Here is a 26,662-nt window from a genome sequence, read left to right on the forward strand (position 1 = left end):
CCACGAGACGTCATCCTGCGACGGCCTCACCCCAGCCACTTGCGCGCGTTGGCGAACATCCGCATCCAACCGCCGGCGTCGCGCCACTCGGGCGGGCGCCATGAGTTGGTCACCGCCCGCGCCACGCGCTCGGGGTGAGGCATCATGATGGTGACCCGGCCATCCTCGCTGGTCAGGCCGGTAATGCCCGCCGGCGAGCCGTTGGGGTTGGCCGGATAGCCGGTGGTCACTTCGCCGAAGTTGTCGACGTAACGCATGGCCACGGTGCCGCTGCCCTGCAGTCGGCGTAGATGAGCGCCCTCCTCGAACTGCGCTCGGCCTTCACCGTGAGCCACCGCGATCGGCAGCCTCGAACCCGCCATGTCGCGTAGAAACAGCGACGGACTGGATTCAATGCGCACCATCGACACCCGCGCTTCATACTGCTCCGAGAGGTTGCGCACGAAGTGCGGCCAGTGGCCCGCACCGGGGATCAGCGACTTGAGCTGCGAGAGCATCTGGCAGCCGTTACACACGCCCAGCGCGAAGGTGTCGGGGCGCGAGAAAAAGACTTCGAACTGCTCGCGGCCACGCGCACTGAACAGGATCGACTTCGCCCAGCCGCCGCCGGCGCCCAGCACGTCGCCGTAGGAGAAACCGCCACAGGCCACCGCGCCCTTGAAGTCGTCCAGTGCCACGCGCCCCTCGAGAATATCCGACATGTGCACGTCGACCGCCTCGAAGCCGGCGTTGAGGAAGTTCCACGCCATCTCCGGCGCGCCATTGACCCCCTGCTCGCGCAGGATCGCCACTCGCGGCGCGGCACCCGAGTTGATAAAGGGCGCGGCCACGTCCTCGTCGACGTCATAGGAGAGCTTTGCATGCAGGCCGGGGTTGCGGGTCTCGTTGAGGGCCTCGAACTCCTGGGCGGCGCAGTCGGGGTTGTCGCGCAGCGCCTGCATACGGTAACTGGTCTCGGCCCAGTCGCGGATAGCGTGCACCCGGGTGGTGTCGATCAAAACGGTGTCGAACAGCGATACGCTGATGCGATCCTCGCCGTTGGGCGCGCCAATGCGGTGAACGCAGGCCTCCAGCCCCAGCTCCGCAAACACCGCCATCACACTCTCCATCTCGCCGCGGTGCACCTGGATGACCGCCCCCGGCTCTTCGGCAAAAAGCGCCGCAGTGGCCTGCTGAGAGTCGCTCGCCAGCGCATCCAGTACGATGCTGACGCCGCAGTGACCGGCGAAGGCCATTTCCGCCAGGGTGACCAGCACTCCGCCATCGCTGCGGTCGTGATAGGCCAGCAGCCGGCCTTCACGGTTGAGCCGCTGTACGGCAGCGAAAAAGGCGACCAGGTCCTCGGCGGCATCGAGATCCGGCGCCTGCGAGCCGAGCTGGCCGTACACCTGGGCCAGCGCCGAACCGCCCAGCCGATTGCGGCCGCGGCCCAGGTCGATCAGCAGCAGGTCGGTATTGTCATCCGGGTCGAGCTGCGGCGTCAGCGCCGCCATGGTGTCGCTGACCGGCGCGAAGGCGGAGACGATCAGCGACAGCGGCGCGGTCACCGCGCGCTCGCGTCCGTCGTCATCCTGCCAGGCGGTGCGCATCGACATCGAATCCTTGCCCACCGGAATCGCCACGCCCAGTGCCGGGCAGAGCTGCATGCCCACCGCCCTGACGGCATCGAACAGCGCCTGGTTCTCGCCTTCGTGGTCGGCGGCGCTCATCCAGTTGGCGGAAAGTTTGATATCGCCGATGCGCTCGATCGGTGCGCCGGCGATGTTGGTGATCGCCTCGGTGACCGCCAGCCGCGCCGAGGCGGCGGGCGAAATCAGCGCAGTGGGGGTGCGCTCGCCCATCGCCATCGCCTCGCCGGCCTGGCTGTCGAAGGCGGCGGTGGTCACCGCGCAGTCGGCCACCGGCACCTGCCAGGGGCCGACCATCTGATCGCGCACGCTCATGCCGCCCACGGTGCGGTCACCGATGGTGATCAGAAAGTTCTTGGAGGCCACCGCCGGCAGGCGCATGACGCGATCAAACGCCTCCTGCAGGTCGAGATTGTCGAGCATCAAAAGCGGCTGCACCGCGGCACGGCGCTGAAACTGACGCTGCATCTTCGGCGGCTTGCCGAACAGCACGCTCATCGGCAGGTCGATCGGGGTGCTCTCGAAGTGGTCGTCGATCAGCGTAATGCGATGATCCTCCAGCGCCTCGCCGACGACCGCGAAGGGGCAGCGCTCGCGGGCGCAGAGCGCCTCGAAGCGCGCCAGATGCGCGGGCGACACCGCCAGCACGTAGCGCTCCTGGGCCTCGTTGCACCAGATCTCCAGCGGCGACATGCCCGGCTCGGCGCTGGGAATGTCACGCAGCACGAAGCGCCCGCCGCGACCGCCATCCTTGACCAGCTCCGGCAGCGCATTGGAGAGCCCACCGGCGCCGACATCGTGAATGAAGCTGATGGGGTTGTCATCGCCCAGCGCCGTGCAGCAGTCGATGACCTCCTGGGCGCGACGCTCCATCTCGGCGTTGTCGCGCTGCACCGAGGCGAAATCGAGCGCATCGCTGGTACTGCCGGAGGCCTGTGACGACGCCGCGCCACCGCCGAGGCCGATCAGCATCGCCGGGCCGCCCATCACGATCAGCTTCGCGCCGACCACCACGTCGCCCTTGTCGACATGCTGTTCGCGGATACTGCCGTAGCCGCCGGCCAGCATGATCGGCTTGTGGTAGCCGCGCCGCTCGACGCCGGCCAGACCGATGACGTCATGCTCATAGGTGCGGAAATAGCCGTTGAGCGCCGGCCGGCCGAACTCGTTGTTGAACGCCGCGGCACCCAGCGGCGCCTCGAGCATGATGTCCAGCGCGCTGCGAATGCGCGCCGGCTTGCCGTGGTCGAGCGCCTCCCAGGGCTGAACGAAATCGGGAATGTGCAGGTTGGAGACCGAAAAACCGGTCAGCCCCGCTTTCGGTTTGCCGCCGCGGCCGGTGGCGCCCTCGTCGCGAATCTCGCCGCCTGCACCGGTAGAGGCGCCCGGCCAGGGAGCAATGGCAGTGGGATGGTTATGGGTCTCCACCTTCATCAGGATATGAATCGGCTCCTGATGGGTGACGTAACGAAAGCTCTCGCCGTCGACCGATAGCCGCCCCGCCTCGTGACCGCGAATAATGGCGGCGTTGTCGCTGTAGGCCGACAGCACGTTGTCCGGCGCCTGGTGATGGGTGTTGCGGATCATGTCGAAAAGCGAGTGCGGCTGCGCCTCGCCGTCGATCTGCCAGTCGGCGTTGAAGATTTTGTGCCGGCAGTGCTCGGAGTTGGCCTGGGCGAACATCATCAGTTCGACGTCATTGGGGTTACGGCCCAGCCCGTTGAAGGCGTCGAGCAGATAGTCGATCTCGTCGTCGGCCAGCGCCAGGCCGAGACGTGCATTGGCTTCGGCCAGCGCCTCACGCCCGCCGCCCAGCACGTCGATCGTCTCCAGCGGCGCCGGCGCGTGGTGCTCGAAGAGTTTGGCGGCATCGCTCGAGTCGAGCAGCACGGTCTGGGTCATGCGGTCGGCGAGCACCGCCCGAAGTGCGTCGACCTCGTCGCGCTCGGGCAGCGACTCGGTTTCGACGAACCAGGCGATACCCGCTTCGACGCGACGCACAGCGCCAGGACCGCAGTTATGGATGATGTCCGTGGCCTTGGAGGACCAGGGCGATACGGTGCCGAAACGCGGCACGACCAGATAGAGCGCCCCGGGCGGCGTATCGCCGGCGCGTGGCGTGGCGTCGAGCAGGGTACACAGGCGCTCGAGCGCCGCCTCATCGGGATCACCGCTCAGCTCCAGAAAGTAGCGATAGCGCGCCTGAACCGCCGTGACGCCGGGCATCGCCTCGCGCAGGCGGGCCAGCATGCGGGCGTGGCGAAAGGAGGAAAGGGCGCTCTGGCCGTACAGTTCGAGCATGACGAACGAAGCCTCTACTGACTGACAGGTATGGAAGATCGCAACGTCAGGGCGACCGTGACGGGCCGCCATGCGATGAGCCCGATATCATACTGGAAAGCAGCATTGCTGGCGAAGCCGGGGCATCACGCCGGCCCTGCGGCTCGCATCGAAGAAGATGACGTAATGGCATTCACCATCGTCAATAACAATTTGTTACTCTGGCATGACCTGACCGATGAATTTGCCGAGCCCGACATATCGACAATATCGACCGTTCAACGCTTCAAGAGGCTGTGAAGTACTGCCTCGGACGGCCACGTCCGAGCGCCGTCCTGCTGCTGTCGGCACTGATCGCGCTGGCCATGCCGGCCCGCCTGCCGCTCGGCATTGCCGGCCCGCTTGTCTCCGGCGGTCAGCTGGCCGAAGTGCAGGCGCGTGACTTTCTGGAAGTGGCCACGCGTAATGCGCCGAGCACCTTTTATGAGGGACAACGCGGCCCGGGCGGCTTCGAATTCGAGCTTTTCAGCCGCTTCGCCGACAGCCTCGGCGTCAGTCTGGCGGTGGACGACGAACACCGCAGCAGCGAGGTACTCGACCGGGTCGCCTCGGGCGGCGCCGATATCGGCGCCGCCGGCCTGGTACTGGACCGCCGCCGCAGCGACCTGATCTATTCGCGCCCCATCATGTCGATGCAGCCGCTGGTGATCTATCGACGCGGCATGGCGGCGCCGAGCGAGATTGCCGACCTCGACAATCTCGACGTCGGTATAGCGACCCACAACGGCATCTCCCGCACCCTGCGCGAGCTGCAGCCGCAGCATCCAACCCTGAGCTGGCGCGAAAGTCCCGGCGTCGAGGCGACCGATCTACTCGCCATGGTGCAGCGCGGCGAGCTGGACGCGGCGGTGGTCTACGCCCATGAGTTCCGGATCAATCGGCTTTTTTTCAGGGAGGTCGAGCCCGCCTTCGAAATCGGTGAGCCGCTCAGCCTCAGTTGGGCCATTCAGGGCGATCTGGCACTGCTCGAGCGCGCCAATGACTTCATTGCCACAATGCGCACCAGCGGTGAACTAAAAGCGCTGGCGCAGCAGTATTTCGGCCAAGACGACTATCTCGAGTACGTCGGTACGCGACGCTTCCTCGAACAGATCGAGCAGCATCTGGATCGCTGGCGCGCGCCCTTCAAGCGCGCCGCGGCGGAAAACGACTTCGACTGGCAGCTACTGGCGGCGGTGGGGTATCAGGAATCGCACTGGCGCCCGGATGCGGTCTCGCCCACGGGGGTCAGGGGAATGATGATGCTGACCCGCGATACCGCTCGTTTCATGGAGATCGAGGACCGCGAGGATCCGCTGCAGAGTATCGACGGCAGCGCCCGCTATTTACGCTATCTTCATGGCCGCATTCCCGATAGCGTGACCGAGCCCGACCGTACCTGGATGACGCTGGCGGCCTATAATCTGGGTCTGGGCCATCTGCTCGATGCCCGCGAACTGGCACGCCAGCGCAACCTTGACCCTGATCAGTGGCAGGACGTGCGCAACACGCTGCCGCTGCTCCAGGAACAGCGCTGGTATCGCCGGGTAGAGCACGGTTTCGCCCGCGGCAGCGTGGCCGCCCTCTATGTGCGCAATGTCAGACGTTATGAAGAGATACTCAATTACGTACATCGTAGCCAGCGCCGCTTTCCATCGCTGGTGCGCGCCACTGCCAACAATCGCGTAACACCGGCGTTCGAGGTCATTGCGCCGGCACCCTGAGACCCGACGATAGCGTGTGGCGCGCTATTTTTCATCTGTACTGAACATTTGTCTTCGCATGCCGATCAACTTTCTGATCGGCGGGTATCTGCCGATATAGAGCACCGAACCGCAATACGCAAAAACAACACGCCTCCAGAGAGGCTGCCCCGGAATACCGAGCATCATGGCCATTGATTCATATCGTATAACTGGTGCCGCGCTGGCGATGACGACCCTGCTTGCGCCTGGAGGGGCCGCCATTGCGACCAACGCCGCCAGCTCACTGACAATGGCGCTGCTGATACTGCTGAGCGTGTCGACGCTACTGGGTTGGTGGCTCAACGGCCGCGCCGGCATGCCACTTCGGGTCATGGCCGCCATGCCCGCAGCACTGGCGCTGGCAGTCCTGGTACTGCTGACGCTGAGCTTTCTGCTCCCGGTCGAGCGCTTTGACTACGACTTCTGGTCGTCACTGTTCGCCCACTGGCCGATCGATACCCCCTTCTACATCCAGCGCCCGGCACTGCCTCTGCTGCTGGCCATGCTGCTGCTGGCGCTACTGCAGTTTCCCCCCGGACGCGGCGGTGCCAGCGGCGCGCTGCTGATCGTGCTGTCGCTGATACTGACGGTGGTTTATCTGATCAATGAAAGCAACCAGCTACTGCACGAGCACTCCTCCGCCTTCTACGCCCTGCTGCCGGCTCTTTTGCTGCTGCTGGCGATAGAGGCGCACCAGCGCCGCCAGCTGCTCCATAACAGGGCGGTGCAGCTGGCGCTGGCGCCCCCGCTGGCGGTGCTGTTGCTGGTACTGCTGCTGTGGGAAAACTTCAGCGAGCAGCATATACAGCGCCTCAGCCAGGTCGCTGCCATTGAAAGCGAGACGCTGACCACGCGCCTCCACCGGGAGGTGGCAATCTTCAACGACGCCATTCATCGTTTCGCCAACGGCTGGGACAGCACCGGGACCGAACCCGATACGCGGCAGTGGCAGCATCGTGCCGCCGCCCTGGTGGGGGATTTCTACTATCTGCGTGACATCGCCTGGATCAGCTGGCGCAGCCACCACATCGAGCGGTTCTATCCCGTAACCCGCTGGCCGAACGCGACCAATCAGCAGTGGCTGGCCGACAAGGCATTCGATGCACTGGATAACGAGAGCCCGAGCGACAGCGCCGCTACCACCCTGACCCAGCGGCTGTCGAACCGCCGACTGATGCTCTATCGCCCGGTTGTCGATCTCGATAACGGCCGTCAGCTGGGTGCTATTGCTTTCGCGGTGTCGCCGACGCTGCTGCTGGAGTCGGTCTTCCAGCCACTCTACAGCAACGATTTTCTTGTCCGGGTGACCTTCGATGATCAGCTGATCTATCGCCTTGAAACTGCCGACGGTCTCAGCTCGCTACGGCGCTGCAGCCCGCTGATGCTGGCCGACAGCCGCTTCACAATGTGCATCGAGGCGACCTATGCACGACTGTTCATAGAACGCCACAGCACCCCGAGCAATATGCTGCTGGTGGGGCTGATCATCGCCTGGCTGCTCTATATGCTGACCTGGTACTACCTGGGTCTGCGTAACCGCTTCAGCGGTGTTCAGTACCGCAATCATCAGCTGCGCAACCGGGTACGTGACGAAGACGCCAGGCGTCGCAAGGCGGAGTGGGGCGCGCACCACGACGCGCTGACCGGCCTGCTCAATCGGCGCGGCTTTGGCGAGTGGGTGGCACTCAACGGGCTCAAGCCGCCACTGACGCTGATGGTGATCGATATCGACCACTTCAAACAGGTCAATGACCGGTTGGGCCATACAGTGGGCGACGACTACCTGCGTCGCGTGACTGATACCCTCAATGCGCTCATCGTAAAGCGCGGTGGACTGCTGGCGCGCTACGGCGGTGAGGAGTTCATTGCCTGCCTGCCGGATACCGATATCGTCGAGGCGGAGACTATCGGCGAGGTGCTACGCCATCGTATCGAGGCCATGGCACTGCCTCACCACAAGCGGCGCGGCGTCGTCACCGTCAGCATCGGCATGGTGACGGCGCGCCGCGAGGGCGAGCATCTCGAAGCGCTTTTCAGCCTGGCCGACCAGGCGCTCTACCGCGCCAAGCAGCAGGGACGCAATCGAGTAGATAGATGGCATTGGCACTGAGCGATGTGAGCTTCAGACTTCGCGCCGCTGACTGAAAAACGCCTTCATTAACCGCCTGGCAGGCGTCACCAACACCCCGGCAACGACTTCCACGCGATGGTTGAACCAGGGCTGAGCGAACAGGTTGGCCCTGGACTCCGCCATACCGGCACCCGGCTCGGCGGCGGCATAAACGAGCCGCGCGATGCGGGCATGAATGATGGCACCGGTACACATCAGGCAGGGCTCGACGGTAACGAACAGCGTGCAGCCGCCGAGACGATAGTTGCCCACTGCCAGCGCCGCTGCACGCAGCGCCCGAACCTCGGCGTGCGCCGTAGGATCGCACTCGCTCACCGGCGCGTTATGGCCGCAGCCGACGATCTCTCCCTCGGCGTCGACAACCACCGCACCGACCGGCACTTCGCCGGCCTCGAAAGCGAGCCGCGCCTGCTCCAGCGCCCGGTGCATGTAGAATTCGTCGCCGCGCATGGCGCTCCCCCTGTCGCGCTATTGGTAGTCAGAGGGGCATGATATAAAAAAACCGGCGCCCAGCGGCACCGGTTGCACATCCCTGTGCGCGGCGGGCACGTCAGGCAGCCGCCGTCTCCTTGATCGAAGCCATGTCGATCACGAAGCGGTAGCGCACGTCACCCTGCTTCATGCGCTCCCAGGCCTCGTTGATATTGGCGATATCGATCATCTCGACATCACAGGTGATGCCGTTGTCGGCGCAGAAATCCAGCACCTCCTGGGTCTCCGGCATGCCGCCGATCAGAGAACCGGCCAGCACGCGACGGCGGAAAACCAGGTTGGCCCCCATGATGGCCGGATCGATCGGTTCCAGCAGACCCACCAGGATGTGGGTGCCGTCGGGCTTCAGGGCATTGAGATAGGGATTGATGTCATGCTGCACCGGCACGGTGTCGAGCATGAAGTCGAAGGTCTCGGTGACATCCGCCATCTGCTGCTCATCGGTGGAGATCACCACGTGATCGGCACCCTGGCGCTGCGCCTCGGCCTTCTTGGACTGCGAGCGTGTAAAGAGCGTGACCTCGGCGCCCAGCGCCTTCGCCAGCTTGACGCCCATGTGCCCCAGACCGCCCATGCCGATCACGCCCACCCTGTGACCCGGCTTTACACCATAGTGCTTGAGGGGTGAGTAAGTGGTAATGCCGGCGCACAGCAGCGGCGCGGCGGATTTGAGATCAATGCCCTCGGGCATACGCACCACGAAGCGCTCACTGACCACAACCGAATCGGAGTAGCCCCCCTGGGTCAGGGTGCCGTCGTGAAGATCAGGGCTGCCGTAGGTCATCACAAAGCCCTGAGCGCAATAGTTCTCCAGCCCCTCATTGCAGGCACTGCACTGACGACAGGCGTCAACCATGCAACCGACGCCAACCAGGTCGCCCTCGCTGTACTGCGTCACCTCGCTACCGACAGCGGTAACACGGCCAACGATCTCGTGGCCGGGTACTACCGGATAGGTGGCCATGCCCCAGTCATCGCGGGCGAAGTGAAGGTCGCTGTGACAAACGCCGCAGTACAGGATCTCGATTGCGACATCGTCGGCGCGGGGCGTGCGGCGCTCGAACTGCCAGAGCGCCAGATCGGATTCAGCACTTTTCGCGGCGTATCCTTTCGCGGGCGTAGACATTAACGCATCTCCTTTGAATCGAGTATCAGAAACCCGGATGGAACTCTGTCGGGATATACCACAACAGTGTGATAGTCGCGAAGGCGTGCCGCCATACAGATTTCTGTACAATACTTGCCTGATTGTCCCAGCCTGGCCATAAAAAGCCCCCACCGGGGCCGTTTTTTATGCACAATATGGCGATTCACGAGGATGCGGAGCTTTTTGATGACACTGCCACCCGAGACAGTGCTGCCCGACGCGCCCGGCAGCGACGCCGACAGCAGTACCCTCGAAGCCCATATGCGCAGGCTGATCCAGCCACTGGCGACACAGGATGGCTTTCTCCCCACCGCGCTGCCCGAAGTGCAGTTGATGGCGCTGCACGGCAGTCATCCGCGCACACCACTGGTCTATGAACCCGGGCTGATCATCATCGCCCAGGGAGAGAAGATCGGGTATCTGGAGGAGCGCACCATCCACTATGGCGCCGGCCACTATCTGGTACAGGCGATGCCGCTGCCGTTCGAGTGTGAAACCCGCGCCGATGCCGAGCACCCGCTGCTTGGCATCAATATTCGCATCGAGCTGGCAACGCTCAGCGAGCTGGTGCGCGTCACTCCTGCCGGTTTGCAACACTCACCGCCGGAGCCCATGGCAGCGGTTATCCTGGGCCGACGCATGGGGCACAGCGTGGTGCATCTGCTCGAGTGTCTGCATGACGAGGTAATGTGCCGGGCGCTGGGGCAGCAGCGGGTTCGGGAGGTGCTGTTCGAAGCGCTGCGTGGCCCCCAGGGAGAGTCTTTGCGCCAGCTTCCGCAGCAGCAGAGCCAGTACGGTCGCATCGGTCGCGCACTGGCGCAACTGCAGAGTGATTACGCCGCCCCGCTGTCGGTAGAGGCACTGGCCGAGGATGTCAGCATGAGCCCCTCCTCCTTCTATCACCACTTCAGGCGCCTGACACGGCTCTCACCGCTGCAGTATCAAAAGCGCATTCGCCTGCTGCGGGCAAGAGGCATGCTGAGCGCTCGCACCCACAGCGTCAGTGCCACGGCCAGCGCGGTCGGCTATCAGAGCGCCTCCCAGTTCAGCCGTGAATACAAGCGTTACTTCGGCTGCAGCCCCGCGGATGAGCGCCGCAGGAGGCAGCCATAGGGTCACGGACCGGCGTCAGGCGAAGTGTGCCGTCAACTCACGCGCCTTGCGATGCATGAAGGGCGCGTTGATAAAGGCACCGAAGGGAATAAAGGCGGCAAGCACCATGCGCGCCACATCAGTGGTATCCCAGCCGCCCATGGCGACGACACGAAACAGCGCCGAGAGATAGAGCAGAAAAGCGACGCCGTGGATCGGCCCCATGATCGACACCGCCAGCGGCATGCCGGCAGCATGCTTGAGCGGCACTGCGACCACCAGCAGCAGCAGCAGTGTGGTGCCTTCCAGCCAGGAGATCCATCGCAGGCGCCTCATTCGTATATGGATCAATGGCATGGTATTCAATAGACCTCCAGCGATGTTATTTATGGACGGTGTTGGATAAAACAGATTACAAATCAGCGCTGTGGCCTGTCATAGCCGACAAGAGCACTGGATACAAACACAATCAAGGCACGTCAACCACTGCCGATAGTGACATCAGACACAAGCCGGATGTGGCGGAAAACCGGGCTGCCAGGCACTTTATCACTGTCTATCGAAATGATGTCGATACCGTATCGAACTACTTGCGGCACTTCAGGGGCCCGATGACAAAAGAACCGGCGAACGATTCCCATACTCTGATCATGCAGCTCAAGGAACGCCTGAAGCGTGAACAGGATCTTCGTCGCGACGCCGAGCGCGATGCCGCGCAGGTTCGTGACCGCTTCCAGCGCGAGCGTTTGAAGCTGCAGGCGATAACCGATATCGCCGCCACTCACGAACACGAAGAGCCTTTGCGCTGGGCCAGCCATATCGCGCTTGCCACGCTGACCAGGCAGACCTGCTGGTGCCACTGCCGGGCCTATTATTTTCCTTTCGAGGCGCAGGGCCGGTCGCAAGCTTTTGCGACAACCGATGGGCATGCCTCACCGCTGGATCACGAATCGACTCTCCTTACCCCGTCGGCACTCGAATGGCTGGACAGCAACGAACCGCTGACCCTCTATCAGGACCGTCTGACGCAGAGGCCGTGCGGCACGACTGAACCCAACTGGCCCGAATCGCTGCCGCGCCGCTGCCTCTACACTATCGGTCTGGATGGTGAAGGCTTCGGCGGATTCGAACTGTTCGGCTGGCAGGAGGACGAAGACCCGGACTTCAGCAACGAATTGATGCAGTCACTGGCACGCGAGCTGGCGCACATCTATAAAAGCGAACGCGATCGCCACTCGATGGAGCAGATGGCCTATCAGGATCCTCTGACCGGGCTGGGCAATCGCGCCGCCTTTTTTCGCGACCTGGACAATCTCGCCACTCAGCAGCAGCGACTGGCGCTTGTCTATATCGATATCGATGGCTTTCGCGAAATCAACGACGAGTGCGGTCACGACATCGGCGATCTCTACCTGTGCCGGATCGCCATGCGACTTTGCGATGAACCCCATCGGCTGAGCGTGTCGCGTTTGGGCAGTGACGAATTCATGGTATTGCTGTCGCTCGAAGCTTCGCCACAACCGGCGCTCGAGCTTGCCGAGGCACTGCTTCAGCGGCTTCGCCAGCCGATAGTGATCGAGGATCACCTTATCGAGCCCGGTATCAGCGCGGGTCTGGCGATCTATCCCGACGACGCCAACACTGTCCATACCCTCTTTTATGCCGCCGATCTGGCGATCTACCGCGCCCATGAAAGCGGCGGCAACACCCTGCGCCGCTTTGATGCCGATATCGCCAACAGCACCAAAGAGCGCAAGCAGCTTGCTCAGCAGGTGCGTCAGGCGGTCAACAGCGACGAATTCGAAACCTGGTTTCAACCCATCATTGGCGCCGACCGGCGTATCGTTGGCGCCGAGGCACTGTTGCGCTGGACAGCACCGCAGGCTCCCGGCCCGGCCGAATTCGTACCGGTTCTGGAGCGCCAGGGACTGATGCGCTCAGTGGGGTATCAAACCCTTGCCCGAGTGATGGCTCGCGCCGCGCAGTGGCGACGAGAAGGACTGCACTTCGAACACATATCGGTCAACGTGTCGCCGGCCCAACTGCGTGAGCCTGTCTTTGTCGACCAGGTCGCCACCCTGCTACGGGAAACCGGCCTGCCGGCCTACTGTCTTATCCTGGAAATTACCGAGAGTCTGTTCATTTCGGCCGAAAGACCGGTACTCGGCCGGCTGGCAAACCTGCGCCGGATGGGGGTCAAACTGGCGCTGGACGACTTCGGCACCGGCTACAGCTCGCTGGGTTATCTGCAGTGGATGCCGCTGGATATTCTCAAGATCGACAAGAGTTTCGTGGCGCGGCTCGACGGTGAACCGGCCCGACGCGATATCACCATCGTGCGCGCCATCATCCGTATCGCCCGGGCCTGCGGGCTGAGCGTGGTAGCAGAAGGAATCGAAACGGAAGTGGTAGCCCGGCGGCTTGTCTCACTGGGCGCCCACTACCTGCAGGGCTACCACTTCAGCCGCCCGGTTGCCGAAACCGCCATGCGGGCGCTGCTGCGCGAGCACAAGCCGTCCGGGAAACAGCGCTAGTCCTCATCTTCAGGCGCGGCCATGCGTTCGCGGCGTGCCTGCTCCTCGCGACGCACATCGTCGATCACCGCCAGCAGCTCAGCCACGTCGGGATCGTCGCGACGCTCTTCGAAACGCCCGCTCAAAGCGGTATCCGGCGTCAGCGCACCGCGCTCGAAAAGCGACCAGATCTCGAGGCCATATTCACTCGCCAGCAGCTCGGGAGCAAAACGCCCCAGATAGCGACGCAGATTGTCCACATCACGCAGCAGCATGCGTCTTGCGCTGTTGTTGCCGGCGGCCTCGACCGCCTGCGGCAGGTCGATGATCACCGGGCCATCGGGCCCCACCAGCACGTTGAACTCGGAAAGATCGCCGTGCACCAGACCGGCATCGAGCATGCGCACCACATCGCCGATCAGCCGGCGGTGCCAGTCGAGCGCCTGCTCGTGACTCGGCGCCACATCGCCAAGCCGCGGCGCGGCACCGCCCTCGCCGTCATCAATCATCTCCATCAACAGTATGTCGTCTACAAAACCGTGCGGCCTGGGCACCCGTACACCGGCGCCATCGAGACGATAAAGGGCGTCTACCTCGGCATTTTGCCAGGCCTGTTCCTGCTCCTGGCGACCAAAGCGGCTCTTTTTCGCCATGGCCCGCTCGCGCCGGCTATTGCGCCCGCGGCGGCCCTCCTCATAGGTTTCCGCACGGCGAAAACCGCGTTTGCGGGTTTCAGTGAACATCTTGGCGCAGCGCAGCTCGTCGCCGCAGCGCACCACGAACACCTGCGCCTCCTTGCCACTGCGCAGCTGCATCACCACGTCATCGATGACGCCCTCTTCGATCAGCGGCTGCAGGCGTTGGGGTATTTTCATATAAGCGCTTTCTCGCATTGTGTACCGATTGTGCAATGATGCGACTACCGCTGCAGACGGCGCCGCGGTCAGATAAGGCTATTCGCATCCGGCGCACCTGCAGTAAAATCATTCATTCTTGAACCACCAGAGATCCGGACGACGATATGGGCAGGGCTTTCCAGAACCGTAAGGAATCCATGGCCAAAACGGCCGATGCCAAAACCAGGGTCTACAGCAAGTACGGCCGCGAAATCTACGTCTGCGCCAAAAACGGCGGCGTCGACCCTCACGCCAACCTGTCACTGCGCGGGCTTCTCGAGCGCGCCAAAAAGGACCAGGTGCCCGCTCATGTTATCGAGCGCGCGCTGGAAAAGGCGAGCGGCGGCGGCGGCGAAGACTTCGCTACGGCGCGCTACGAGGGTTTTGGCCCCGGCAGCTGCATGGTGATCATTGAGTGTCTGACCGACAACCCCAACCGCACCTTCGGCGATGTTCGCGGCTGCTTTACCAAAACCGGCGCCAAGATCGGCACGCCGGGCAGCGCCAGCCATATGTTCGACCACTGTGCCATCTTTTCCTTTGCAGGCCGGGACGATGAAGCGGTGCTCGAAGCGCTGGTAGAGGCCGATGTCGACGTCACCGATATCGAAAACGAAGACGGCCAGCTGACGATTTTCGCTCCCCACATCGAATACGCCAAGGCACGCCAGGCGCTGATCGACGCTTTTAGCGAGCTGGATTTCGACACTGATGATATCCAGTTCGTTCCTCAGACGACCACGCCAGTGGAGGGGGAAAACGCCCAGCAGCTGGAGAAATTTCTCAATATGCTCAATGATCTCGACGACGTTCAGCGCGTCTTCCACAACGCCGAGATTGAAGAGAGCGAATGAAGCCTGCGGCGCGACGACGCTTTCGCCGCGCCGCCCCGGCGCTCCGCCAGCAACCACGCCCGCTCGCCCCGCAACGTCTGCCCATCATCACCCTGTGACATCCCGCGCCACCCGGGCGACAGGTCAAAAATAAAAATGACACTGGCAGTCTGTACACTTTCTGTTATCTTCAGAAAAAATTAAGACTGCACTTCGAGCCAGCGCGCCCGAAGCAACCTTGCGCATTCACCGCGCCAATAGAGCGGAGAGATGACAGCAGTGTCACAACAGCAAAAACATTTCCCGGCGCTTTCCGCATTGGGGGCCTGCCTGCTGCCGGCCACCCTGAGCGGATGCAGCAGCGCACCCGGCTTTCTCGATCCGCAGGGTCCGATCGCTCGCGCCCAGCTTGGCCACTTCTGGTTTGTGGTGGCGATGCTGGCTATTGTCATTTTACCGGTGTTGGTTCTGACGCCGCTGATCCTGTGGCGCTACCGCTACGGCACAAGCCGAGCGGCCTATCGTCCCAAATGGGAACTGACCCTCTGGCTGGATATCCTCATCTGGGGCATCCCGATCCTCATAGTCGTCATCCTGTCGGTAGTGCTATGGCGCCAGACCCACCAGCTCGACCCCTATCGGCCGCTACACTCCGATCAGCCGCCGCTGGAGATTCAGGTGGTGGGCTACGACTGGAAGTGGCTTTTCATCTATCCCGAGCAGCATATCGCCACCCTGGGCCAGCTGATTGTGCCGGTGGGTCGCCCGGTCGCTTTCGATCTTACCTCGGCGACCGTACTGCAGACCTTTTTCATCCCGGCGCTGGGCAGCCAGATCGATGTCATGAACCGCATGCAGACGACACTGCATCTGCTGGCCGACCGCGAAGGCGAGTTCGAGGGGCGCAACATGCAGTACAACGGCGACGGCTTCCACGAGCAGCGCTTTACCGCGCGGGCGGTCAACGCGCAGGACTTCGCCCGTTTCGTCGCCGATACCCGCCACGAAGGCATACCGCTCGACCAGCACAACTACCGGATCCTGGCGCGCAAGGGCAGTACGCTCGAAGCGGCGAAGGCGCTGGGCGAAAGCGTTACCCTCCCCGACGACCCACTGGTGCGTTTCTCCGCGGTACCCGATGGCCTGTTCGACGCCATCATGCGCGACGCCCCGCTTGACTGGAGCGAACTATCGCCCACCACCGGCGGCAGCGCCACTTCGGCGCCGGCGACGCCCCACGATACCGGCGGAGAAACTTCGAATCCCTCTGCCTCGGCCGCCAGTACGACAATCACAACACAGGGGGAGTCTGCCTCATGACCGTTACCGAGATACTGTTCGGTCGCCTTGGATGGGACGCGCTGCCGTTCTGGCACATGCTGCAAAACCCCACCTTCAAAAGCGTCATCAATGATCTGATCGCCAGCGGCGCCGGCCTGATGGTGGTGCTCGGTGCGCTGGTCGTAGTGGCCGGCGTCAGTTGGCTGGGCAAATGGGGCTATCTATGGCGCGAATGGCTGACCAGCCCCGACCACAAGCGCATCGGTATCATGTTCATCGTCATCGCGCTGGTGATGCTGGCCCGTGCCATTGTCGAGGCGGTATTCATGCGCGCCCAGCAGGCGGTCGGGCTGAACGGCGGTTTTCTGACCGCCGAACACTTCGGTCAGCTGTTCACTACCCATGGCACCATCATGGTGTTTTTCATGGGCATGCCCTTTCTGACCGGCGTGATCAACTATGTCATGCCGCTGCAGATCGGTGCCCGCGACCTCTCCTTCCCGGTGCTCAACCTGGTCAGTCTGGGGCTGACCGCCGCCGGCGCGGCGCTGGTGATGGTGTCGCTGGTGCTGGAGCCCTTTTCGACCGGCGGCTGGACCGGCTATGCGCCCTTCACCGAGCTGAGCTACAACCCCGGCGCAGGGGTGGACTACTGGATCTGGGCGGTGTCGCTCTCGACCTTCTCCTCCACCCTCAGCGGCATCAACTTCGCCGTTACCATCTATAAAAAGCGCGCCCCCGGGATGACGCTGTTTCGCATGCCGCTGTTCACCTGGACGGCGCTGTGCACTGCCATTCTGATGATCTTCGGCATGCCGCCGCTGACCGTGGCAACCGGCCTGCTGGCGCTTGATCGCTATCTCGATTTCCACATGTTCACCACCGACCTGGGTGGCAACATGATGAACTACGTCAACCTGTTCTGGGCCTTCGGCCACCCCGAGGTCTATATCCTGATCCTGCCCGCCTTCGGCGTCTTCTCCGAGGTGTTCGCGACCTTCTCCGGCAAGCGCCTCTACGGCTATACGGTGCTGGTCATGGCGACCATCTGCATCGCTGTACTGTCGTTCACCGTGTGGCTGCACCACTTTTTCACCATGGGACAGAGCGCCAACGTCAATGCCGCCTTCGGTATCGCCACCATGCTGATCGGTATTCCCACCGGTGTGAAGGTCTATGACTGGATGCTGACCATGTACCGCGGCCGGGTGCGGATGTCGGTGCCGATGATCTACGCCGTGGGCTTTATTCTGCTGTTTGTTCTGGGGGGCATGTCGGGGGTAATTCTGGCCACGCCGAGCGTCGACTATCAGGTGCACAACTCGCTGTTTCTGGTCGCCCACTTCCACAACATGCTGATTCCGGGCGTGCTGTTCGGCATGCTGGCGGCGGTCAACTACTGGTTCCCCAAAGCGTTCGGTTTTCGCCTCGAGGAGCGCTGGGGGCGGCGCGCCGCCTGGCTGTGGATCCTCGGCTTCATGCTCGCTTTCTTCCCACTCTACGTGCTGGGCATGATGGGGATGCCACGCCGTTCGGTCTCCTTCACCAATCCGGCCTATCTGCCGTGGACGGTGATCGCCGGTATCGGCGCGCTGGTGGCGCTTGCCGCCCTGGCGTGCCTGCTGCTGCAACTCTGGGTGAGCGTGCGCGATCGCGATCATAACCGCGTGTTCGCCGGCGACCCCTGGGACGGCCGCAGCCTCGAATGGGCCACCTCGGCACCGCCGCCGGAGTACAACTTCCCGGTGATCCCCGAGATATACGGCCGTGATGCCTTCATGCTGGAAAAGGATGGCGGCACCCCCTTTCAGGCACCGACGCAGTACCAGGATATCGTCATGCCGGCCAACAGCGCCATGGGCGTAATCATCGGCGCCGCCGGCTTTGCTGCCGCCTTCGCCCTCACCTGGTATATGTGGTGGCTGGTGGTGCTCTCCGCGGTAGTGATGATCGGCGCCGCCATCGCCCGCGGCTTCGTGCGCACCACCCACTACGTCATCAGCGCCGACGAGGTGCGACGCACCCATGAATACTGGCTGCGCGAGGTCGAGGCGACCACGCCGATTCGCCGCTCGCAGGAGCAGAGCGGCGCCAACCGCGGCCGCGCCGTCCCTCCGGTAGAAGGAGCCGTACAGTGAGCCGCACCATAACGCGCCATCCCGGCCTCAACCTGGGGCCGGCCCACGACGACGACGCCACCGATGTGCGCGAGGAGCTGGTTTTCGGCTTCTGGGTCTTCATGATGAGCGACCTCATCATTTTCGGCATGCTGTTCGCCACCTATGTGACCATGCTGGGTGCCACCGCCGGCGGCCCGACACCCCACGACGTGCTCGATATCCGCCCCGCCTTCACCGAGACCATGCTGCTGCTGGCCAGCAGTTTCACCTTCGGCATGGCCTCGCTGGCGCTCAAGTACCGCCAGGGACGCCGACACCTGGTGGGGTGGCTGCTGGTCACCCTGGTGTTGGGCCTCGCCTTCGTCGGCCACGAACTGCACGAATTTGTGTCGATGTTTCACGCGGGCTATGTCCCGTCGCGCAGCGGCTATTTGTCGTCGTTCTTTTCACTGGTGCCACTGCACGGACTGCACGTCACCTTCGCCAGCCTGTGGCTGATCGCCATACTGTTTCAGATCGCCGTCTACGGGATAGACAGCCAGGTCAAAAACGGCCTGCTGCGGCTGGCCATTCTGTGGCACTTTCTCGACATCGTCTGGATCGGCATCTTCTCGCTGGTCTATCTGGGAGGCGCGGCATGAGCTATCGTCAACTGTCGCAGGAGGAGCGCCAGGAGCTGGGCCGCGAGCAGCGCAGCTACCTGTGGGGTCTGGGACTATCGCTGCTGCTGACGCTGCTGCCCTTCGGTCTGGCGGCGTTTACCGACATGGCTCACCTGACGCTGTGGTGGATCATCGGCGCCTGCGCGCTGGTGCAGATCGTGGTGCATCTGCGCTTTTTCCTGCACATCACCCTGGCGCGCAACAAGCGCGAGGACCTGCAGCTGATCCTTTTCACCGTACTGATCCTGACCCTGCTGTGCGGCGGCACGCTGTGGATTCTGTTCGACCTCTACCAGCGTATGATGCCGAACATGATGCCGTAGCGCCGCCACCGGCGCCTCATCGCGCCGCCATGGTGGCGTAACCAAAAGGGGCCCGAACCGCCACGATTCGGGCCCCTTGCGTTGCCGTGACAGCGACGGCTCAGCCGTAGCGGCCGGTGATGTAATCTTCCGCCTTGCGCGTCGCCGGCTTCTCGAACAGCGTGGTGGTGTCGTTGTACTCGATGATCTCGCCAAGGTGGAAAAACGACGTATAGTCCGCCACACGCGCCGCCTGCTGCATGTTGTGGGTCACCACCACGATGGTGAACTCCTCGCGCAGGCGCACCATCAGATCCTCGATGGTGGCGGTAGAGATGGGGTCGAGCGCCGAGGTCGGCTCATCCATCAAAATCACGTCGGGACGCAGCGCCACCGCGCGGGCGATACACAAACGCTGCTGCTGACCGCCGGAGAGCGAGGTACCGGGCTGGTGCAGCTTGTCCTTGACCTCGTCCCACAGGCCGGCGTCGCGCAGCGCCTTCTCGACCAGCTCCTCCTGCTCGGCGCGGCCACCGACGATGTCGTGCATGCGCGGTGCATAGGCGACGTTTTCGAAGATCGACTTGGGAAAGGGGTTGGGGTTTTGAAACACCATCCCGACCCGGCGGCGCAGCGCCACCACGTCCATATCCTTCGAGTTGACGTTACGCCCGTCCATTTCGATGTTGCCCTCGACCCGAGCACTGGGGATCAGGTCGTTCATGCGGTTGAGACAGCGCAGGAAGGTCGACTTGCCGCAGCCGGAGGGGCCGATCAGGGCGGTCACGGTATTGGCGTAGACCTTCATGCTCAGCGACTTGAGCGCCTGATGATCGCCGTACCAGAGATTCAGATCGCTGGCCGACAGGCTGATACTGTCGTGGTCAACCTTGGTGTTGCGGGTCACCGGTTCGCCGTTGGACGGCTGCTGGCGCTCCGGCTTGTTGCTGTCTGTCGCGCCCTGGCTGCCGGCTTCATCGGGACGTACCGGCGATTCGCCGGTGTTGGTAACGCCTTCCCTATCGCTGTGTTCCTGCTTGTACATGGCATCGTGCTCGCTATCTTCGACAGTGCCGGGGCTGATCGCGTCCGCCTGGCGGCTCATTGTATTCGGCTGTTTCATCGTGGAACTCCTGGACGAGTGCGTAATCACGGACGATGCGCCTACCAGCGTCGTTCAAAGCGGTTGCGCAGCAGCACCGCGGCAGCGTTCAGCGTAATCAGTACAGCCAGCAGCACCAGAATGCCACCCGCCGTTTTTTCCTGAAACGCCTGATTGGGCAGGCTCGCCCAGCTATAAACCTGCGCCGGCAGTACGGTGGCTGCCTGGGTCAGCGAAAAGCTCGGGTCGGGCATGAAGGCCACCATACCGACGATAATCAGCGGCGCCGTTTCCCCCATCGCCTGGGCGAGGCCGATAATCGACCCGGTCAGAATACCGGGAATCGACACCGGCAGCACGTGGTCGCTGACCACCTGCCAGCGGGTGCAGCCAACGCCGAAGGCGGCATGGCGGATACTGTCCGGCACCGAGCGCAGCGCAGCGCGGGTGGAGATAATGATCATCGGCAGTGTCATCAGCGACAGCGTCAGGCCGCCCACCAGCGGCGATGAGCGCGGCACGCCGAAAAAGCTGATAAAAATCGCCAGCCCCAGCAGGCCGAACAGAATCGACGGCACCGCGGCAAGGTTATTGATATTGACCTCGATCAGCCGCGTGAAGCGGTTGTCCGGCGCGAACTCCTCCAGATAGACCGCCGTCATCACGCCGATCGGGAAGCAGATCGCCATGGTGACGATGATGGTCAGCAGTGTCCCCAGCGCGGCGGAGAGAATGCCGGCCAGTTCCGCCATGCGCGAGTCGCCGGTGGTGAAAAAGGTGGTATTGAAGGCCAGCTTGGCATTGCCCTGCTCGACCATCCGGTCGATCAACTGACGCTGCTGCTCGGAAAGCGAGTTCTCGCGCCCCTTGAGATACTGATCGACGCTGCTCCGGGCGATCACCCACTGCGTCCGCGTGGTGCCCAAAAGCTCCGGGTCGGCCTCCATGCGCTGTGGAATCTGGCGGAAGAAGCCGCGGCTCACCAACTGGCGATACTGCTCATCCACCGCCGTCAGCGGCATCTGCTGCGACTGCTCGGTATAGCTCACCTCGATCTGCATCCGGCCCTGCTGAAAGGCGCTCCAGCCGCGATTGACCATATCGCCCAGAAAGACCACCAGAAAGACGGCCGACAGGACCATCGCGGCCATGCAGGTCAGCTTGAGACGCCGGGTACGCCGATGGCGCTTACCCAGTTGCTTCGTAATGTCATCGAAGGACTGTGCCATGGGAATCCCCGGTCAAATGGTGTTGAGACGATACTTCTCGCGGAAGTGATTGATCATGAAAACCGACACCAGGTTGAGCAGCAGTGTGACCGCGAACAGCACCAGCCCCAGTGCAAAGGCGGAGAGCGTATGGGCGCTGCCGAACGACAGGTCACCGGTCAGCGACGACACGATGCTCACCGTCACCGTGGTCATGGTCTCCAGCGGGTTGGCGGTCAGGTTGGGGCTCATGCCCGCCGCCATGACCACGATCATGGTTTCGCCCAGCGCTCGCGACACCGCCAGCAGCGACGCCGAAATGATCCCCGGGGTGGCGCTCGGCAGCACCACATTGCGAATCATCTCACCCTTGGTAATGCCCAGCGCCAGCGCCCCCTGGCGCAGCGAATTGGGCACCGAGTGCAACACATCGTCGGACAGCGAGGAGATAAACGGAATGATCATGATGCCCATCACGATGCCGGGCGACAGGGCGTTGGTGTAGGACGCCTCGAGACCGAAAAAGCCGGCGATATCGACAATGAGCGGCGATACGGTAATCGCGGCGAAAAAGCCGTACACCACGGTGGGAATACCGGCCAGAATCTCCAGTACCGGCTTGAACGCCTGGCGCACGCCGCGCGGTGCAAACTCCACCATATAGATCGCCGAGCCAAGACCGACCGGGATGGCTACCAGCATGGCGATCAGGGTGATCATGAAGGTGCCGGCAAACAGCGGCAGGGAGCCGAACTGCGCCTGACTGGAGGCCGACGAGGAACGCCCGGCAGCCTCAAGAAAGCTGGCGCCGGGGTTCCACTGGGTACCGGTAATGAAGTCCCAGAAGCTGTACATGCTGAAAAAGCGGATCGCCTCACTGATGACCGAAACGAGGATACCCAGGGTGGTGAGGATCGAAATCAGCGCCGCGCCCGCCAGCATGAAGCGGATCACGCCCTCGATGGCGCTGCGAGCGTGAAAATCGGGGCGCACATAGCGCAGCGCCAGGCCCATGCCCAGCAGCGCCACGGCAAGGCCGATGAAATAGAGCGAATAAAGCGGTACCGGCGAGCCCGTAATCAGCAGTGCCAGCCAGCACAGAAAGATGATCGCGGTGGCGGCACCGACACTCGCCAGGCTCATGAACCAGCCGTATTGACCGGGCTGGGAGCGCATGGCGGTACCCTCGGCGCGCACGCGCGCGGCGCGCTGACGGCCCATCCAGAAGGCAATGGTGCCCAGACCGGCCATCAGCACGATGAAAGCGGGAAGCAGGTAGTCAAGCATGACCGTTCTCGGGTGGTAGTAAACGAACAAGGGAGGCCGCCTGGGCGGCCTCCCGAATCACCGCATCGGCGCTGCGGATCAACCTTCCTGCAGATCCGACAGCTCGATCGGGGTGAAGCTGGTCACTTCCTCGCGCTCCTGCTGGCGCAGGCTCTCCGGCAGCGGAATCAGGCCGATGGTGGAGAGATAGCCGTTGGGCGCGATCATCTGGTCGCTCATGAACAGCTCGACGTAGGGACGCAGAGCATCGACGCTGTCGACGTGGGCATCCTTGACGTAGAAAAACAGCGAACGCGAGACCGGATAGTCGCCGGAGCTGATCGCCTCGGGAGTCGGCGCCTCGCCGTTGATAGTGGCGGCAGTCAGCGCGTTCGGGTTCTCCTCGAGGAAGGAGTAGCCGAAGATACCGAAGGCGTTCTGGTTCTCCTGCAGGCGCTGCACGATCAGGTTGTCGTTCTCGCCGGCATCGATGTAGGGGCCGTCGCTGCGGATATCGGTGTACTCACCGCCGTACGCCGACATCTCTTCGGAAGCGGCGGCCATCACCAGCTCCTCGAAGGCGTCACGGGTACCGGAAGTGGTCGGCGGACCGTAGACCTCGATCTCGCGATCCGGCAGCGAGCTGTCGATGTCGCTCCAGCTCTGATAGGGGTTGGCGACCAGTTCACCGTCTTGCGGCACCTGGGCGGCCAGCGCCAGGAACAGCTGCTCGCGAGTCAGATTGATCGGCTCGTTGACGCTGCTCTCGGCAAAGACGATACCGTCGTAGCCGATGGTCGCTTCGGTGATCTCATTGACACCGTTGGACTGGCAACGCTCGAACTCCTCGACCTTCATGCGGCGCGAGGCGTTGGTGATGCTGGGCGTATCCATGCCGGTGCCGGCACAGAACAGCTTGATGCCGCCACCTGACCCGGTGGACTCGAGCACCGGCGTGGGGTACTGCGTGGTCGCGGCAAACTCTTCGACAACATAGCTTGCGAACGGATAGACCGTGCTGGAGCCCACGATACGCAGCTGTGAACTGTTGCTGGAGGCCTGAACGGCGCTGCTCGCCATAACAGCGGAAGCGAGAACAGCGGCTGTGCCAATCGTCTTTTTCATCAATCTTCTCCCTGCTTATAGCAGCCCCCAAAGGAGGGCAAAGTGGTCTTTCCGCGAGACTCGGATTAACACTCTGCCCTGGAGATAAATCAGTTTTATTACAGTGGGTGAAATATGACACCATCGCGCTAAATTTAAATTAAAATTAAGCTTTGGGCTCGGATAGTCGCTCGCCGAGTCGACGACCGTTGTCGAGGCAGTCGCCCACCGCAATACCGTCGCGCCAGTTGCCCACCATCGATAGACCGGAGTGCTGCGCCAGCGCCTCATCCAGTGCAGCGATACGCTGTAGATGCCCCATTTCATACTGCGGTATGGCCTGCGGCCAGCGATTGACCCGCTGCCACACCGGTTCACCCTGAAGGCCCAGCAGATCACCCAGGTCGGCGAGCACCTGTGCGACCTGCTCGTCGTCACTGCCGGCAGCGGCTTCCGGCTGGCGCCGGCCACCGATAAAGGCGTTGATCAGGCAGTGCCCCTGCGGCGCACGGCCGTCGAAGATGGATGACGAGAACAGCGCCCCCAGGGTGAGACGCTTTTCGACGCTGGGTATCAGTACGCCGAAGCCATCAAGAGCGTGGGCGACATCGTCGCGCCGAAAGCCCAGCGCCACGGCGTTGACCGGCGGGTAAACGATCGCCTCCAGCGGCGCGGCGAGCGCCTCATCCAGCGGTTTCAGCAGCGCCGCGGCAACCGGCGCCGACACTGCCAGCACCAGCTGCGGCGCACACCAGCGCTGTCCATCGGCGCCGTCCACCCACCACTGCTCGCCATCGCGACGTATCGCCGTCACCTCACAGCCGCAGCGGATTTCTCCGCCCGCCTCGCTGATCTCCTCGCCCAATCGGGCGGCAAGGCGCTGCATGCCGTCGGGGAAACCGACCAGTTTGCCGTGCCACTCGGCGGGCAGTTCGGACGGCTGGCGACGCGATTGAAAAAAACGCGCCAGGCCGCCGCGCAAGAGCGAGCCATAATCACGCTCCAGCGCTGTCAGTCGCGGCATCGCCGCCTGCGCCGAGAGACGCTGCGGGTCACCGGCATAGACCCCCGACACGAAGGGGTCGACCATGTAATCCAGCACCCGCCGCCCCAGCCGCCGCTCGACAAAGGCCGCCAGACTCTCTTCACGCCCTGTTCGCTTCACCAGCGGCTCACGCACAATGCCCGCCCAGCCGGAACGGCCTATCAGCGGATTGCCGAAGGCGCGCAGTGGATGGGTAGGCAGCGCCACCGGCTGACCGTCGAGCACAACATAACGCTTGCGCGCCTGCGGGCGGGCGGTCTGTGCCTCATCGAGCAGCCCGGTCTCCTGTAAAAGCCGATACAGCGGCGGCTTCATGATCAGGGTGTTGGGGCCGATCTCGCTTTGCCACTCGCCATCGCGCAGGGTGGCCAGGTTGCCACCCACCTGCGCACCGCGCTCCACAAGCGTCACTGCAAGGCCGCCCCGCGCCGCGCTGCGGGCCGCCGCCAGGCCACTGGCACCCGCGCCGACCACCACCACATCGCACTGTTTCACCTCTGCCCTCTCCTCGCTCATCTCGCCGCTCTCCGCGCCGCGTTATACCCCTACCATAACGGCCACCACGCCACGCAGGCGATATACCGGCCGCGTCATATCGACGCCATCATGACGGCAAAAGGCCCGACATAAAGCCGGGCCTCTGATGTGGTGTTTTTCGCCGAAATCAGTTTTTGTCGCCGATTTTATCCTGCGTTTTCAGCTCGAAGTCGCTGGCGTCGTGGCGCTCGTGAAGCTGCGTTGCGGGGTCACCGAAGGTGCGGTTGACCATGCGGCCACGCTGCACTGCCGGGCGAGCATCGATCTCGTTGGCCCAGCGCAGCACATTCTGGTAGGTGTGCACCTGCAGAAACTCGGCCGCGTCGTAGAGCCGCCCCAGCACCAGCTGACCGTACCAGGCCCAATTGGCGATATCGGCGATACTGTAGTCATCGCCGGCCAGGTAGCGACGCTGCGCCAGCTGGCGGTCAAGCACGTCGAGCTGACGCTTGGTCTCCATGGTGTAGCGGTCGATGGCGTACTCGATGCTGACCGGCGCATAGTTGTAGAAATGGCCGAAGCCGCCGCCCACGAAGGGCGCGCTGCCCATCTGCCAGAACAGCCAGTTGAGGGCTTCGGTACGCGCGCCATGATCGGCGGGGAGAAACTCACCGAACTTCTCCGCCAGATAGAGCAGGATCGAGCCCGACTCGAATACCCGTGTCGGCGGCTGCGTGCTGTGGTCCATCATGGCCGGGATTTTGGAGTTGGGATTGACCTCGACAAAGCCGCTGCCGAACTGATCGCCCTCGCCGATGTTGATCAGCCAGGCATCGTATTCAGCCCCCTCATGGCCCAGCGCCAGAAGCTCCTCGAACATCACCCCGGCCTTGACACCGTTGGGGGTGGCCAGCGAATAGAGCTGAAACGGGTGCCTGCCGACCGGCAGCGCCTTCTCATGCCGCGGCCCCGCCTCCGGACGGTTGATGCTGGCAAACTTGCCGCCGCTCTCCTTCGGCTCCCAGACTTTCGGCAGCGTATAGCCTTCGTTACTCATCTCATCACTCCTTTAAATCTTCGGTTTCGGCGCTATTGCGCCATATCGAGAGAAAAGATAGCCGGTTAACGATACTTGTTCGAACTATCCGGACGATAACTGCGACCTGTTTGACCTCACCATATCGCCCGGGCTTCAGGATCGGTACGATCCGGCGGGCGGACGAAACGCGAGAGTAGCGCTATCATGCGCACTGAAGGCGGCGGCGTCTCGATGCCGCCGACGCATCAGGAAAGTGAAAA

Annotated in this window: 21 protein-coding genes; 10 read left to right on the top strand and 11 right to left on the bottom strand. The window is 63.0% G+C overall.

Features of this window, described 5'->3' with window-relative positions; translation table 11 throughout:
* Nucleotides 1-26 precede the first annotated feature (26 nt).
* Nucleotides 27-3,929, bottom strand: a complete 3,903-nt coding sequence (gene purL, locus H146_RS0110070; protein ID WP_019951749.1) for a phosphoribosylformylglycinamidine synthase — start codon at nt 3,927-3,929, stop codon at nt 27-29.
* Between the two features lie 30 nt (nt 3,930-3,959).
* On the opposite strand from purL, the gene H146_RS0110075 reads away from it, so the two are divergent.
* The 3 genes from H146_RS0110075 to H146_RS20240 all read left to right on the top strand — a co-directional run bounded on the left by H146_RS0110075 (nt 3,960) and on the right by H146_RS20240 (nt 7,802).
* On the top strand, nt 3,960-4,208 hold the full coding sequence (locus H146_RS0110075) for a hypothetical protein (RefSeq protein WP_019951750.1): 249 nt from the start codon (nt 3,960-3,962) through the stop codon (nt 4,206-4,208).
* Entirely contained in the window at nt 4,205-5,671 is a 1,467-nt protein-coding gene (gene mltF / locus H146_RS0110080; RefSeq protein ID WP_019951751.1) for a membrane-bound lytic murein transglycosylase MltF, read from the top strand. Before H146_RS0110075 ends, mltF begins: the two co-directional genes overlap by 4 nt.
* Before the next feature lie 166 nt (nt 5,672-5,837).
* On the top strand, nt 5,838-7,802 hold the full coding sequence (locus H146_RS20240; protein WP_019951752.1) for a GGDEF domain-containing protein: 1,965 nt from the start codon (nt 5,838-5,840) through the stop codon (nt 7,800-7,802).
* 12 nt (nt 7,803-7,814) lie between these two features.
* Here H146_RS20240 and tadA read toward each other — a convergent pair whose 3' ends face one another.
* Entirely contained in the window at nt 7,815-8,273 is a 459-nt protein-coding gene (tadA, locus tag H146_RS0110090; protein WP_019951753.1) for a tRNA adenosine(34) deaminase TadA, read from the bottom strand.
* A 100-nt stretch (nt 8,274-8,373) separates the two neighbouring features.
* Entirely contained in the window at nt 8,374-9,441 is a 1,068-nt protein-coding gene (locus H146_RS0110095; protein WP_019951754.1) for an NAD(P)-dependent alcohol dehydrogenase, read from the bottom strand.
* Between the two features lie 207 nt (nt 9,442-9,648).
* Between H146_RS0110095 and H146_RS0110100 the strand changes: the two genes are divergently transcribed.
* The gene (locus H146_RS0110100) at nt 9,649-10,575 is read left to right on the top strand and encodes an AraC family transcriptional regulator (protein ID WP_019951755.1); all 927 of its coding nucleotides are present in this window, start codon (nt 9,649-9,651) and stop codon (nt 10,573-10,575) included.
* A gap of 15 nt (nt 10,576-10,590) precedes the next feature.
* Here the strand turns inward: H146_RS0110100 and H146_RS0110105 are convergent, their stop codons facing one another.
* Nucleotides 10,591-10,890: a DUF3817 domain-containing protein gene (locus H146_RS0110105; RefSeq protein ID WP_019951756.1), complete on the bottom strand. Its 300-nt coding sequence runs from the start codon at nt 10,888-10,890 to the stop codon at nt 10,591-10,593.
* A gap of 275 nt (nt 10,891-11,165) precedes the next feature.
* Here H146_RS0110105 and H146_RS0110110 point away from each other — a divergent pair, with 275 nt between their 5' ends.
* The gene (locus H146_RS0110110; RefSeq protein ID WP_169433472.1) at nt 11,166-13,088 is read left to right on the top strand and encodes a putative bifunctional diguanylate cyclase/phosphodiesterase; all 1,923 of its coding nucleotides are present in this window, start codon (nt 11,166-11,168) and stop codon (nt 13,086-13,088) included.
* On the opposite strand, the gene H146_RS0110115 is transcribed toward H146_RS0110110, so the two are convergent.
* Nucleotides 13,085-13,942, bottom strand: coding sequence for a PA4780 family RIO1-like protein kinase (locus tag H146_RS0110115; RefSeq protein WP_019951758.1), 858 nt, complete (start codon nt 13,940-13,942; stop codon nt 13,085-13,087). The genes H146_RS0110110 and H146_RS0110115 overlap by 4 nt on opposite strands.
* A 146-nt stretch (nt 13,943-14,088) precedes the next feature.
* On the opposite strand from H146_RS0110115, the gene H146_RS0110120 reads away from it, so the two are divergent.
* From H146_RS0110120 to cyoD, 5 genes are all read left to right on the top strand, one after another.
* Nucleotides 14,089-14,817 (top strand): YebC/PmpR family DNA-binding transcriptional regulator, encoded by a 729-nt coding sequence (locus H146_RS0110120; protein WP_026351900.1) that lies wholly within the window; start codon nt 14,089-14,091, stop codon nt 14,815-14,817.
* 249 nt (nt 14,818-15,066) lie between these two features.
* Nucleotides 15,067-16,116, top strand: a complete 1,050-nt coding sequence (locus H146_RS19040) for a cytochrome ubiquinol oxidase subunit II family protein (RefSeq protein ID WP_156826774.1) — start codon at nt 15,067-15,069, stop codon at nt 16,114-16,116.
* Nucleotides 16,113-18,215 carry a cbb3-type cytochrome c oxidase subunit I gene (locus tag H146_RS19045; protein ID WP_019951761.1) on the top strand — a complete coding sequence of 701 codons (2,103 nt, stop codon included), beginning with the start codon at nt 16,113-16,115 and terminating at the stop codon, nt 18,213-18,215. Before H146_RS19040 ends, H146_RS19045 begins: the two co-directional genes overlap by 4 nt.
* Nucleotides 18,212-18,838 (top strand): cytochrome c oxidase subunit 3, encoded by a 627-nt coding sequence (locus tag H146_RS0110135; RefSeq protein WP_019951762.1) that lies wholly within the window; start codon nt 18,212-18,214, stop codon nt 18,836-18,838. The genes H146_RS19045 and H146_RS0110135 overlap by 4 nt, the downstream gene beginning before the upstream one ends.
* A complete protein-coding gene (gene cyoD / locus H146_RS0110140) occupies nt 18,835-19,182 on the top strand; it encodes a cytochrome o ubiquinol oxidase subunit IV (protein ID WP_019951763.1) in 348 nt (115 codons plus the stop codon). Before H146_RS0110135 ends, cyoD begins: the two co-directional genes overlap by 4 nt.
* 100 nt (nt 19,183-19,282) lie before the next feature.
* Here the strand turns inward: cyoD and pstB are convergent, their stop codons facing one another.
* The 6 genes from pstB to yghU form a co-directional block, all read right to left on the bottom strand.
* Complete coding sequence (gene pstB, locus H146_RS0110145) at nt 19,283-20,068, bottom strand: phosphate ABC transporter ATP-binding protein PstB (RefSeq protein WP_026351901.1); 786 nt, start codon at nt 20,066-20,068, stop codon at nt 19,283-19,285.
* A gap of 257 nt (nt 20,069-20,325) precedes the next feature.
* On the bottom strand, nt 20,326-21,492 hold the full coding sequence (pstA, locus tag H146_RS0110150; protein ID WP_019951765.1) for a phosphate ABC transporter permease PstA: 1,167 nt from the start codon (nt 21,490-21,492) through the stop codon (nt 20,326-20,328).
* 12 nt (nt 21,493-21,504) lie between these two features.
* Complete coding sequence (gene pstC / locus H146_RS0110155; protein ID WP_019951766.1) at nt 21,505-22,758, bottom strand: phosphate ABC transporter permease subunit PstC; 1,254 nt, start codon at nt 22,756-22,758, stop codon at nt 21,505-21,507.
* A gap of 78 nt (nt 22,759-22,836) precedes the next feature.
* Entirely contained in the window at nt 22,837-23,862 is a 1,026-nt protein-coding gene (locus H146_RS0110160) for a substrate-binding domain-containing protein (protein WP_019951767.1), read from the bottom strand.
* 145 nt (nt 23,863-24,007) lie between these two features.
* Complete coding sequence (gene hemG, locus H146_RS0110165; protein ID WP_019951768.1) at nt 24,008-25,402, bottom strand: protoporphyrinogen oxidase; 1,395 nt, start codon at nt 25,400-25,402, stop codon at nt 24,008-24,010.
* Nucleotides 25,403-25,550: 148 nt separating this feature from the next.
* Nucleotides 25,551-26,420, bottom strand: coding sequence for a glutathione-dependent disulfide-bond oxidoreductase (gene yghU / locus H146_RS0110170; RefSeq protein ID WP_019951769.1), 870 nt, complete (start codon nt 26,418-26,420; stop codon nt 25,551-25,553).
* Between the last annotated feature and the right edge of the window lie 242 nt (nt 26,421-26,662).

Origin of the sequence: Kushneria aurantia DSM 21353 (assembly GCF_000382245.1) — a bacterium.
GTDB classification, from domain to species: domain Bacteria; phylum Pseudomonadota; class Gammaproteobacteria; order Pseudomonadales; family Halomonadaceae; genus Kushneria; species Kushneria aurantia.